16 protein-coding genes are annotated in these 12741 nt (G+C 29.5%); all 16 read right to left on the bottom strand.

Going from position 1 to position 12741, the window contains the following annotated elements:
- Nucleotides 1–177: 177 nt before the first annotated feature.
- Nucleotides 178–408 carry a hypothetical protein gene (locus tag SPLAT_RS00260; protein WP_168105084.1) on the bottom strand — a complete coding sequence of 77 codons (231 nt, stop codon included), beginning with the start codon at nucleotides 406–408 and terminating at the stop codon, nucleotides 178–180.
- A gap of 2 nt (nucleotides 409–410) precedes the next feature.
- Complete coding sequence (locus SPLAT_RS00255) at nucleotides 411–722, bottom strand: FoF1 ATP synthase subunit delta/epsilon (protein WP_168105083.1); 312 nt, start codon at nucleotides 720–722, stop codon at nucleotides 411–413.
- Nucleotides 723–737: 15 nt separating this feature from the next.
- On the bottom strand, nucleotides 738–2234 hold the full coding sequence (gene atpD / locus SPLAT_RS00250; protein ID WP_168105082.1) for a F0F1 ATP synthase subunit beta: 1497 nt from the start codon (nucleotides 2232–2234) through the stop codon (nucleotides 738–740).
- Nucleotides 2235–2252: 18 nt separating this feature from the next.
- Complete coding sequence (gene atpG / locus SPLAT_RS00245) at nucleotides 2253–3110, bottom strand: ATP synthase F1 subunit gamma (protein WP_235083226.1); 858 nt, start codon at nucleotides 3108–3110, stop codon at nucleotides 2253–2255.
- Between the two features lie 18 nt (nucleotides 3111–3128).
- Complete coding sequence (gene atpA / locus SPLAT_RS00240) at nucleotides 3129–4715, bottom strand: F0F1 ATP synthase subunit alpha (RefSeq protein WP_168105081.1); 1587 nt, start codon at nucleotides 4713–4715, stop codon at nucleotides 3129–3131.
- Between the two features lie 5 nt (nucleotides 4716–4720).
- Nucleotides 4721–5272 (bottom strand): F0F1 ATP synthase subunit delta, encoded by a 552-nt coding sequence (locus tag SPLAT_RS00235; RefSeq protein ID WP_168105080.1) that lies wholly within the window; start codon nucleotides 5270–5272, stop codon nucleotides 4721–4723.
- Between the two features lie 14 nt (nucleotides 5273–5286).
- Nucleotides 5287–5817, bottom strand: a complete 531-nt coding sequence (gene atpF / locus SPLAT_RS00230) for a F0F1 ATP synthase subunit B (protein ID WP_168105079.1) — start codon at nucleotides 5815–5817, stop codon at nucleotides 5287–5289.
- Between the two features lie 25 nt (nucleotides 5818–5842).
- A complete protein-coding gene (atpE, locus tag SPLAT_RS00225) occupies nucleotides 5843–6154 on the bottom strand; it encodes an ATP synthase F0 subunit C (protein WP_168105078.1) in 312 nt (103 codons plus the stop codon).
- 74 nt (nucleotides 6155–6228) lie between these two features.
- Nucleotides 6229–7044: a F0F1 ATP synthase subunit A gene (locus SPLAT_RS00220; protein ID WP_168105077.1), complete on the bottom strand. Its 816-nt coding sequence runs from the start codon at nucleotides 7042–7044 to the stop codon at nucleotides 6229–6231.
- Nucleotides 7038–7454, bottom strand: a complete 417-nt coding sequence (locus SPLAT_RS00215) for an ATP synthase subunit I (protein ID WP_168105076.1) — start codon at nucleotides 7452–7454, stop codon at nucleotides 7038–7040. Before SPLAT_RS00215 ends, SPLAT_RS00220 begins: the two co-directional genes overlap by 7 nt.
- A complete protein-coding gene (upp, locus tag SPLAT_RS00210; RefSeq protein ID WP_168105075.1) occupies nucleotides 7441–8103 on the bottom strand; it encodes a uracil phosphoribosyltransferase in 663 nt (220 codons plus the stop codon). Before upp ends, SPLAT_RS00215 begins: the two co-directional genes overlap by 14 nt.
- 140 nt (nucleotides 8104–8243) lie before the next feature.
- Complete coding sequence (locus tag SPLAT_RS00205; protein ID WP_168105074.1) at nucleotides 8244–8516, bottom strand: zinc ribbon domain-containing protein; 273 nt, start codon at nucleotides 8514–8516, stop codon at nucleotides 8244–8246.
- 69 nt (nucleotides 8517–8585) lie between these two features.
- Complete coding sequence (locus SPLAT_RS00200; RefSeq protein ID WP_168105073.1) at nucleotides 8586–9203, bottom strand: hypothetical protein; 618 nt, start codon at nucleotides 9201–9203, stop codon at nucleotides 8586–8588.
- 15 nt (nucleotides 9204–9218) lie between these two features.
- Nucleotides 9219–9770 (bottom strand): L-threonylcarbamoyladenylate synthase, encoded by a 552-nt coding sequence (locus SPLAT_RS00195; protein ID WP_168105072.1) that lies wholly within the window; start codon nucleotides 9768–9770, stop codon nucleotides 9219–9221.
- An 86-nt stretch (nucleotides 9771–9856) separates the two neighbouring features.
- Nucleotides 9857–11785: a BglG family transcription antiterminator gene (locus SPLAT_RS00190; RefSeq protein ID WP_168105071.1), complete on the bottom strand. Its 1929-nt coding sequence runs from the start codon at nucleotides 11783–11785 to the stop codon at nucleotides 9857–9859.
- Nucleotides 11786–11898: 113 nt separating this feature from the next.
- On the bottom strand, nucleotides 11899–12741 hold the full coding sequence (prmC, locus tag SPLAT_RS00185) for a peptide chain release factor N(5)-glutamine methyltransferase (RefSeq protein WP_168105070.1): 843 nt from the start codon (nucleotides 12739–12741) through the stop codon (nucleotides 11899–11901).

The following is a 12741-nucleotide window of genomic DNA, read 5'->3' as shown; positions in this document are numbered from 1 at the left end:
ATTAATTAATTCCGTTATTTTTATTAATTTAATTAATATTCTTGTAATGCCCTAGAAGTTTGCAATACTTCATAACTAATAATAGTAATTAAGTTAATAATTTAATAATTTAAATCTTCCCCCAGATAATTATATCGCTATTAAATGCTAAAATAAAAAAATTAGCAAATTTAATTGCTAATTTTTTACTGGTAGTCAAATATCAATGCCAATAAACTTAGTAATTAGGCTACCAATACAAAAAGTTAGAGCTAGAACTGTTAGTAAATATAAAATTCAAGCTTCCTTAACCTTACTGTGATCAAGAAATTTATTAAAAGGAATTGCCTTAACTGCAATTGCACTAACAATAAAACTTAATAAGTAAACTGTCAACTCAATTCCCCATCTTAACAAACTGCTATCCATCGCTACTCCTGACTAGTACTATCTTTTTTTTCACTAATACTTGCTTGATTTTTCACACCTGATGTATTGTCAATCTTATCAGTGATGATTCTAACATCATGTAAGGTCGTAATTAAAAGTCCACCCGCAATACTTAAGTTATGCGGTTGATTGTTAATGCGATACATCATATTAGAAATTGCAATGTTAGCAATCAATGGTGTGTGTCACTCTAAAATAGTGATGTAACCTTCTGTTGTCTTGATGTTAACACTATCAACAGTACCATCAAAAAATATGCCATCTGGAGTAATAATTTTTAACTTTAAAGCCATGATACCTCACTATTTTTATAAGTTTTTTGCTTTTGTTCTGACTTCTTCAATTGAACCAACATATAAAAATGCTTGTTCAGGCAAATCGTCACACTTACCATCTAAAATTTCTTTAAAACTAGCAATAGTTTCTGCTACTGGAACATAAACTCCTTTATGTCCTGAAAATTTTTCAGCAACATGGAAAGGTTGAGAAAAAAAGTTACGAATTCTTCTTGCTCTACCCACAACTAGTTTATCTTCTTCATTCAACTCATCCATCCCTAAGATGGCAATAATTGGTTCTAATTCTGAGAAACGTTGTAAGACTTGTTGTACTTTTTGACCTGTTTCATAGTGCTCTTGACCAACAATGTCTGGATCTAACATTCTTGATGCTGATGCTAAAGGGTCTACAGCAGGATAAATACCTAAAGCTGCAATACTACGATCTAGCACTGTTTTGGCATCTAAGTGAGCAAAAGTTGTTGCTGGAGCAGGGTCAGTTAAGTCATCCGCAGGAACGTAAACAGCCTGAACAGATGTAATTGAACCTTTATTTGTTGAAACAATTCTTTCTTGTAAGGCCCCCATTTCAGTAGATAAAGTAGGTTGGTAGCCAACAGCTGAAGGCATTCTTCCTAATAAAGCAGATACTTCACTACCAGCTTGAGTAAATCTAAAAATATTATCAATAAACAGCAGCACATCTTGTTGCTTTTCATCACGGAAGTATTCAGCAATTGTTAGACCTGTTAGCGCAACACGCATTCTAGCACCTGGTGGTTCAGACATTTGCCCAAAAACCAATGCTGTCTTGTCCAACACACCAGCTTCAATCATTTCATAGTATAAATCATTTCCTTCACGAGTTCTTTCACCAACACCAGTGAAAACAGAAATCCCACCATGTTCAATGGCGATATTGTTAATTAACTCTTGTACTAGCACTGTCTTGCCAACACCAGCACCACCAAATAAACCAATTTTTCCACCTTTAGCATATGGCACTAATAAATCAATAACCTTAATCCCAGTTTCTAAAATCTCTGACTTAGTTTGTAAGTCTTCAAAATTTGGCGCTGAATGATGAATTGGATGAGTTTCTTTTGTCTTGATTGGACCTTTTTCATCAATTGGTTCACCCAAAACATTAAACATTCTTCCTAAAGTTTCTTCACCTACTGGCACAGAAATTGGATGACCTAAGTCAACTGCATCTAAACCTCTTGTTAGTCCTTCTGTTGGTCCCATTGAAATACAACGAACAACATCATCACCAATATGTTGTGAAGCTTCAACAATTAATTGCTTATCATGATTAGTGATACTAATTGCGTTATATAAATTAGGTAAATGGTTGTCATTAAATCTGATGTCGATTACTGGTCCAGAAATTTGGACAATTTTTCCAACCTTTTGTTCTTCAGCTTGAGCATCAGTAGTATTTTTAGTGCTAGTACTTTTTACGCTAGCTTTTTCTACTTTTGCTGGGGCTGATTTTTTAGTTGTTGCTTTTTTTGCTTCTGCCATTTTTTTCTCCTTACTTAGTTAGCTTGATGTTTTTTGAGCATCAGCACCACCAATAATTTCTGATATTTCTTGAGTAATTGCACCTTGTCGTGCTCTGTTGTAGTGAATTAGTAAATCATCTTTCATATCCCGAGCATTGTTAGAAGCATTCTCCATTGCTACTCTTCTTGAAGCTTGCTCAGAGACTTGCGATTCAATTAGTGCTCCATAAATAATTGCTCCGATATAAAGGGGGATTGCTGTTTCAATCACAGTTCCAGGACTTGGTTCAAAATCTGTTAGCACTAAACTACCTTTTGTTTCTTTGCTCTCACTAACAATTGGTAGTAAATCAATAATTGTTGGTGTCATTGTTACAGTATTAATATATTTAGTATAAGCAATTTTAATACTATCAACACTTTGATCATTAAATTGTGACATTAAAGTCAACGCAATATCCTGTGAGTCATTATACGTTGAGTTAATATTAAAATTGAGATACTCTTTAATCACAGTTTTATGATGATTTTTAAAAAATGTCACTGCTTTGCTACCAATCGCAATAATCTCATCATCAGCCTTTAGTTGTGGTAGCACCATTTTATTAAGATTACTATTGAATCCTCCACATAAACCTAAACTAGAGTTAAAAACAACTCATAAAGTTTTTTTAGGTTCAATTGGCTTATCTTTAATATACAGAGAATTCTCTAGTTTTGGCAATAATTGATGAAAAGTATCGTAAACTTCTGAATAATAAGGTTTAATAGCTTCAATTCGCTTACCAATTCGTTTCAACTTCGCTGTTGCAACTAATTGGGTTGCTTTAGTTATCTTATAGTTAACTTCAATCACTTTGATTCTTTGACGAATTTGTTCCATACTTTGAGCCATCAATCTTACCTCCTTAATTTATTTTTTAACTGAATCTGCTAAAATCTTTCATTCTTGAGCAGTACCATATTTGCTAAAGTCATATTTAGAAATTTTAGTTGTTAGATCGTAAACAACATGAGCAATTCCTTCACTAATGTTTTTCATCAACTGGTCATCAAACTCTAACTTTTCTTGTAACTTTTGATAGTCAGTACGTTGATTCTTAGCAAAATAAGAAATTACTTCTTTTTTAAAGTCAGCCATCATCTCAACTGGTAGTCACTTAATCACTTTGTTTTTAATTGCTAACAAAATAATCACTTGATTAATTTGACTTAAAGGATTATTTTGCTTTTGCTTTAACAACTCAATTGCTCTTTTTCCATGCTCAATCACATTTCTAGTGTTCTCATCTAGATCTGAACCAAATTGTGAAAAAGCTTCTAATTCACGGAATTGTGCTAGTTCTAATTTCAAACTGCCAGCAACTTGTTTCATTGCTTTGATTTGTGCTGCAGATCCAACACGAGAAACTGACAATCCAACATCAACAGCTGGACGTACTCCCGAGTTAAATAATTGTGTCATCAAGAAGATTTGACCATCAGTAATTGAGATGACATTAGTTGGGATATAAGCAGAAATGTCACCAGCTTGTGTTTCAATAATTGGTAGGGCAGTGATACTTCCTCCACCATACTTATCATTTAATTTTGCAGCTCTTTCTAACAATCTTGAGTGCAAATAGAAAACATCACCCGGATAAGCTTCTCTACCTGGTGGTCTTCTTAAAAGTAAAGAAATAGAACGATAAGCAACGGCATGTTTACTTAAGTCATCATAAACAATCAGAACATCCTTACCTTGTTCCATTCATTCTTCAGCAATTGTTACTCCAGTATAAGGAGAAAGATATTGTAAAGGTGCTAACTCACTAGCTGTGGCGCTAACAATTGTTGTGTACTCCATTGCTCCTAATTGTGTGAACTTTTCAACAATTTGAGCAACAGTTGAAGATTTTTGACCAATTGCGACATAAACACAATAAACATTTTTGCCTTTTTGATTCAAAATTGTATCAATTGCAATTGTTGTCTTTCCAGTTTGACGGTCACCAATAATCAATTCTCTTTGACCCTTACCAATTGGAATCATCGCATCAACAGCAATCAGACCTGTACTTAATGGTTGAGAAACAGACTTTCTTGTCATAACCCCTAAAGCAATTCTTTCAACTGGACGACTTTTAGCACCTTGAATTGGTCCTTTACCATCAATTGGTTGTCCTAAAGCATTCACAACACGCCCTAAAAGTTTGTCCCCAACAACAGTTTCAACAACATTCCCTGTTCTTTCAACCATATCATTTTCTTTTACACTGGCATCACTTCCCATCAAAACAACACCAACAGTATTTTCTTCTAAGTTCAGAACCATACCATAAGTGTTTGAACTAGGAAAGAACACTAACTCACCATTCATCGCCTTATCCAAGCCATTAACTAAAGCAATCCCATCTCCGACAGTAAGAACCATCCCTTCTTCGTTAGAAACGATTTTCTCACCATAGTTTTTAATTTGGGCTTTGATTATCTCTGCAATTTGATCAATGTTTAGGGACACTTGAACTACCTTCCTTCTTGATTATTTCTTAATAAGTCATTTCTTAATTGGTCAACTTGTGCTTTAACTGACCCATCAAAAACTTGATTTTTGACTTTAATTTTAACCCCAGCGATTAAATTTTCGTCAATTTTGTTAACTAACTCAACAGTTTGCTTAGTAACTAGTTTTACTTTTGCTTCTAACTTCTTCATTTGTGTGCTACTTAATGGCACAACTGAGTAAACAACACCATATTGAACACCGTAATAAGCGTTACACTCTTTACGAAATTCTTTTAAAATTAGTAATACGTAACAAAAACAATTTTCTTGCGCTAAAAGTAAAAGAAAGTTCACCATATATTTAGCAAATTGCTTAAATGTTGTTCTAATGATAGTAGCTTTTTCTGAAAATGGTAGCACTGCACTATCAATAATATGGAGAAAGTCTTGATATTTAGTAAATAAATCAATCAAAATGACTGATTCATCACTATATTCTTTTACTTCTTTTTCTTCAACAATTAATTGGAAAAAAGCATGACTTCAATTAGTGACTATTGTTTCATTAATCATAATTTCTTAAACCTTTAAAATTCGTCAATAAAATCATCAATTAGCTTTTGATGCTTTTTAGCACTAATTTCTTCCTTTAAAATCTTTTTTGCTACCTGTAAAGATATCGATTCAATCTCTTGCTTAATCTGCTTTTCTGCTTCTCTACGTTGTCTTACAATATCATGCTTTGACTGATTAGTAATACGCATTGCTTCTTCGTTAGCCTTATCAATGATTTCTTTTCTTTCATCATACGCTTTATTCTTAGCAGCACTAAGGATATCATCTGCTGATGTCTTAGCAGAATTTAATCTTGCGATTGCTTCACTACGATCTTGATTAGCTAACGATTGCTTACTTGCTGCATCATCTAATTTACTTCTAATTTCTAAATGTCTAGCATTCAACATCTTACGAAATGGATTATAAACTCAACGTCAAAGAACTAACAGCAACACAATTGTCGAAATGATGTGAGCAATTAAAACTGGAATATTAGGAAATAATTGATTGATGATCTCATCACCATCAATCGCCTCTGCTAAAATTGCAAATAAATTCATAAAAACACAACCTTAATCTTTTTAGCTAAGCAACGAAAATTAAAATTAAAGAAATAACTAAACCATAGATAGCACCAGATTCAGCAATCGCTGCTCCAATAATAAACATATTTCTAATTTTCGATTCTACTTCTGGGTTTCTTGCAACCGCTTCAACAGCTTTCCCAGCTGCATACCCTTGTCCAATCCCTGTTCCAAAACAAGTGATAATAGCAAGACCTGCTCCAACAAATTTTAATCCTTGCCCAACATCACCTGTTGTTTCTAAAAGATTTCAAATGTGACTAAAAAATACTGTAATAATATCAAGATGACTAGCATCAGCAAATATGTTCATAATTTTCTCCTTTGGTTTTTCTCTATTAATATTTTATTAAATTTTCTTATTGAAAATAACAAAATATATTTAAACTATTTTTTTTCTTTTAAAAAACGATCTAAGAATTCACGTTCATTTTCTAAAATTTCAGTTAAATGTGATTGTTTGTGCTTCTTACGATATTTCTTTGGAAGCTTAATTTCTACTTCAGATTTTTGATCAGTTACCATTTGTAATTTTCAGTAAACAATTGTCAACATCCCAAAGATTAGTGCCTGAATCGAGCCAGCAAACAAATCAAAATACATATGTAGAAATGGAGCAATGCCACCAATTAAAAAGTTTGCTTGACCAATAATTGGAATCTTAGCTCAAATTTGTCCTGTAACTCCGTAAAGTAAACTAAGGATAATCGCTCCCCCCATAATGTTTCCAAATAAACGGAAAGATAAAGAAATTAATGGGGCAAACTGAGTAATCAACTCAATTGGGTTAATATACTTTTTAAAAAATACTAATTTTTGAAATTTAATCCCAACATAGTAAATTCCTATAAAAGTTACTAAAGCTAATGATAAAGTTACTGTATAAGTTGATGCTGGAGATTCAAGACCAATAATTGAAAGCCAGTTACCAATCAAAATATAAAGAATTAAATACATTAAGTAGACAGTTAAATTTTTATATTTAACACCTAAAACTTCAATAACCATCTTTTCAATGTATTTAACAATTAACTCAACCACCAAGACAATCCCTCTTGGATCATCATCAGATTTCATTTTCTTAACCTTACGGCTGTAAATGAAACTAATAGTAACAATGAAAACTGTGGTAATAACAATTGTCACTAATTGCGGCATGATTTTTCAATAATTTCAATTATCCATTCCCGCTGCTATTAACATTTTGTTTTTTCCTTCTTTCCTTGTCTAAAAAATAAAAATTCACTAGTTATAGTAGCAAGCACTAATAGCGAAAATCCACCAAGTATACTAAATCAATTGAAAGAATTAAAAACTATTGCTAGAGTAACTATCGCTCCATAGAAAGCAATGCGAATTAAAAATGTAAAATAAGCTAGAACTTGCTTAAAAGTAGTTTTGCTAAAAAATCACTTGCTTGTTGATGCTAAAATTAAAAAACCAATAAAACTGCCAACAAATCCTAAATTAAAACCATTGATTATCATTCATTGATTACTAATAACATTGATTAAACTAAATAGAACAACATTAATTAATAATCAATAAACTAACATCACAACACTAACTCGATAAGTATTGTTAGTTTTAAAGTTAGATTTATTTTGTGCCAAAAATTCGATCACCTGCATCACCCAATCCAGGAATAATAAAGCCATGTTCATTTAATTTTTCATCCAATGAGGCTAAGTAAATTTTAACATCTTTATGCTCTTTATGGATTTTATTGATACCTTCTTGAACTCCAACAATACCAATGAAGACAATATTCTTAACACCAATACTTTTTAATTTCTTAATTGCTGCTAGAGTACTACCTCCTGTAGCCAACATTGGATCTAAAATATAAACTAAAGTATCTTCATGATTGCTAACATTAGGATACTTAAAGAAGTATTCTTGTGGTTCTAAAGTTGCTTCATCACGATACATACCAATATGACTGATGATTGCATTAGGTATCAAATGTTCAAGACCATGAACCATACCTAACCCTGCTCGTAAAATTGGACAAAGGACAATTTTCTTTGCTAGTGTTTTACCTTGCATTTGAGCAATTGGTGTTTCAATAGTAACATCTGCTAAAGGAACATCTTTAAAAACCTCATAGGCCATTAAACTAACAATCTCAGTTAGATTTTCTTGAAAATCTTTCTTTTCTGTTTTCTTATTTCTAATTCTTGTTAGCTTATCTAAAATTAATGGATGATTAAGAACAAAAACATTACCATTATTTGATTGATTTGAAGTAGCTTCTGTCATTTATGATACGCTCCTTTGGTGAAATATTCTGCTTTCGATAATTAGTTTCTTACTAAATTATACTTAATAAAAAATTCTACGCCTTTGTTTCTAATAATTCAACCATAATAATAAAAAATAGTTAGATATACTAACTATTTTTATTGAGTTCAGCGTTCTAATTTTGCAATTGAGGTAATATATTTTTTTCCAAATAATGTTGACATAACTGGATGTTCAATTTTAAAGAATTCAGCACACTTCTCTTGCATTTCTTTTAATGTAATATTAGGTTCAATAAATTCGCCATCTTTGTAGCAAAACTGACAGTATTTCATACTTAAAGTCTTATTTGCTTCTAATCCTTTGTTTTCATCTTTTTTAATTGACATCGCACAACTTTGACATTTCTTATAACTTTGATTTTCAGTCATTTGAATTCCTCTTTCTAAACCTAAAAATTTTGTTGACTTTTCTTAATGCAACTCTATTATATCAAATAACTAAAGCAAGTAAGTTAAATTCAAACAAGTAAGAAACTTAAGCATTTCATTATATGTTTGAAATAGCAAGAAATAACTACGTTTCTGACAATTGAACCCAACTCCAGGAAAAAATTCTTTTCTTTGAATTAAAGTATTCTTTTCTCAAAAAATTGTAACATTCTTAATTTTATTCAAAGTAATTGTTTCTGGTTCTAAAGGATGATAGAGATAAACCTTACTTTTAGTTACTAATAAATCAATTTTATTTAACGGAACAAATTTTGAAGTACCCAAATTAATAATTTTATAATGATAGAAAGTTTCTAACTTATTAGCTTCTAGTAAACTTGAAACATTAAAATTTTTTTCATTGATAACTCTAGCAGGACTATCATAATTTCCAATCACTGCTTTGTTACAAAAATAAATATCTTCTTTTATTTCATCTATTGCAACTGGTAGTTCTTTAATTTCAATTTTTTTAAGTTGGGCGTTTTGATAATTATGATTTAAATCTTTAGCAAAGTTATTTAAAACTGCTTTACGATGCTTTTGAAATAATGATAGTAAAAAAGTTACTAAACAAATTGTCAGTACTAAAATTACTGTTAGAACAATGATACTAATTACATTCATTAGATACTCCTTTTTTTAAGAACGAATTATTTTTTTAGTGACGCTATCATAAATAGTTGATTCTTCAGGCTTTGAAATTTTTCCACTTACAACATATTCTAAAAAAGGTAAATTAATTTTGCTAGAATCATTAATTGGCTTTTGACCACTGATATTACAACTAGTAGCTGCTAGTGGTCCAACAGCAGCAATAATTTTTTGTACTAAAGGATATTTAGTAACTCTAATTGCAACACTATCTCATTGTTGTCAGTACTTAATTTTATCTAACAACTCTTGCTTTTTCACAATCACTGTAACATGACCTGTTGCATATTGATCTTCTAAATATCTAACTAAATGATCATCGAAAATCCCAATCTCTTTTGCTTGCTCTCAATTAGCTACTAAAATTTGTAGTGCCTTTGTTATAGGACGCTTTTTCATTTCATAAATCTGTACAATAGCTGATTCATAATCATACTTGCAAACAAGTCCATAAATTGTATCTGTTGGTAAAGCAACAACACTGCCCGCATCAATGATGTCAACAATTTGACTAAATTCAGTTGGTTCAACAACAGTCATGATAAGACTCCTTTAATTTACCTAAAAATATGAAAAAATTATATCATTTAGTGCTAAAAAGTCAAAAAACATAAAAAAATAAAAGTCTAGTTTCGCACTAGACTTTTATGAGATAAAGAATTGCTACAAACTTGAATTAATTTTTTGATACTTGTGATTTTAATATTAAAATTATTCTTAATTAAATTGAGATACGAACTCATTCAATCGTATTGATATAAATTATTTGAATTATTAATTAAGATAAAAATAAAATGAATTGGGTTTCTTTTATGAAAAAATAAAGGGTTTTTTAAATAAATTAGGATAATAGGTAAATCAATATTATTAATGGGGATTAATTTATGTACTAAGAGAATATTTGCTTCAGAAAATTTCTGATCAATAAAGGCATCTTTTAAATCAAAATCAATTCAATTTATTTTAAACTTCCTAATTAACAATGCTTGAAACAATGTTAAAAAAGTTTTTAAGCTATAGAATTTTTGTTTTAGAAAGAAATCAAGAACTAAGATTGATGAACTAATTTTATTAAACATTATCTTTTCAATCATTAAATCAATACTTGTTTGTAGTTGATTTAAAGTTAAATGATGATATTTAATTGGGAGAATTTGCTCAAATTGCGATAATTTTAAAGAGGGAGTATCATCAAGCAAAATCATATACTGCTTATTTAAAATATTCCATTGATAAACATTATTATTTATATCTAAGGATTTTAAAATAATGTTTGGATATTTATTCTTAATAAATAAAAGCACTTTATTTAACTCAGAATAAGAGGCTAGATTTTCTTGATAATAGAGAGGAATTATTCAGTTTTTTTGACTGTTTCGCAAGTAAAGACTATTAAAGTTCATCAATCAATAATCATTGACAAATAAATTAAAATTGATGTTAATGTTAAATTGCTTAAAAGCAAAGTTAATAATATTAAGTATTTCTCAACCATAGAAATAAGAATCATCATTTGAAAAAGGACTTTTTTTAACCTCATTAAAATTAAAAGACTGATAAAGATTAAACAGGAATCTTAAGTAATTTTCTGTCAGAAAATTATTAAGCGTTAATTTAAAGTTTTTAACTAATAATGTAAGCTGATATTTTTTAAAAATTAAATCTTTGATCAAATTCTTAAGTTCAAGCATTAGTTTTGAAAACAAACTATTATTAAAATGCTTCTGATTAAAAAACATTACAGATTTAAGATAATCCATTTCATGTTGATTAAATTTCAAAGCAAAATTTCTTTGTAATAAATTAATTAATTCATCACAATGTTTTTTGATCGTCTTTTCGCAATTAACTAATTGCGTTAAAAGCTGATGACAATCGTAATTATTTAGTAATTTATCAATCTTTATTCTTCTAACGACCATAATCAAAAAATATAATATTTCAGAATAATAGAATTTATAAATGCTACTATTTACCAATACTTCTTTCAATTTGTTAATAAGATGAAATAAATTAGATTCTAAATAATTACTAGGATTTGAAGCATTATGACTAAGATTGATTAAAATATTTGTTGCAAGTAATCGCAAATCTTGCTCAGAACCAGCTAACAATCATCCTTTTTTAGTTTTAAACTTCAAGCTAAGATTCAATTGATAATATTGAAAAAAACTATTAATTAAATCTAACTGTTGTTTCAAACTATATAAATTACCACTAGTAAAGCTAATCAATTTACTATTAGATAAAGGCTGATTCTCTCAAATAAAAAACAAAAGTAATTGATAAGTTTTTATCTCATTATTATTTGAAAGTTTAAGAAATTTTTTTAGTAAATTATTAATCGCAAAATCAGAATTATCTCCAATGAGAATTAATCGATCTTTACTTTTAATAATCTTACAATTACTAATTTCTGATAACAAAGTGTTAATTCTTTGAATATCCCTTTGTAAGGTTCTAATAGTTAATGAAAACTTTGCTGTTAGATAAGTTAAGGAAAGAGATTGTGAGTTATTTTGAAATTCTTTTAATATTTCAATAAACCGCCCCATTAAATTGCCTCCATTATCCTAATTAAAAAGATATGGAGCAATTTCCTTTTTCAAATATAAAAAATATCATTATCTCAATGAAAAAAATAATGATATTTAAATTTAAATGTATGTTATAATCCTTTGCTGCTAATAAATAAAAAGCGTCAATGATTTTGATAGTCTTTTTCAAATCAATAAAAATAACTACTAAATTTTTCTGCTAACATTTTTTCAAGCGCTTGCTTCTGATCAAAGCCAATTTCTAAAGCAAGCAAAAAATCTGGTTTTGTATAATTTAAAACTGAAGCAAAAATTCTTTGATAGAATTCCAGCCCACCATCATCAGCAAATAACGCTAGTTCTGGTTCATGAGCTAATTTACTAATTTGATAAGTATCAGAACTCTTTTCAATATAAGGTGGATTACAAACAATCAAGTCAAATTTGCTCTCTGCTAAATTAACAAATAAATCACTAGTAACTAACTTAACGTTAACTAACTGATGTAAGTTTTGATTCAAACGAGCAGTATCTAAAGTTTTAGTACTAATGTCACTAGCAATAAAATTTCAATTTGCTTTTTTTAAAGCCATACTAATAGCAATACACCCACTACCAGTACACAAATCTAGCACGTTTAGTATTTTTGAAGCAAATAGCTTTTCTGCATAAAATAAAGCGCGATCTACTAAAATTTCAGTTTCATTTCTTGGGATGAGCACATTCTTGTCTACTAAAATTTTGTTGCCATTAAAAAAAACATAGCCAAAAATATATCCTAATGGTAGACCATCAGCATATTGTTTGACTAAAGCTAAATATTTTTTTAAAAACTTTTGATCATATTTAATTGTGTTGAGATTGGAATACAATCAAACTAAATCCTTATTCAACAAATTAACTAAAATTATTTTGTTGACATTTTCGTTATCATTAACTGTTCTAGCAAGATTTAAAAATTGATAAATTTGCAT

It is taken from the genome of Spiroplasma platyhelix PALS-1, assembly GCF_021496725.1.
Lineage (GTDB): Bacteria > Bacillota_I > Bacilli_A > Mycoplasmatales > VBWQ01 > Spiroplasma_D > Spiroplasma_D platyhelix.
This window is presented reverse-complemented; position numbering and strand designations above follow the sequence as displayed.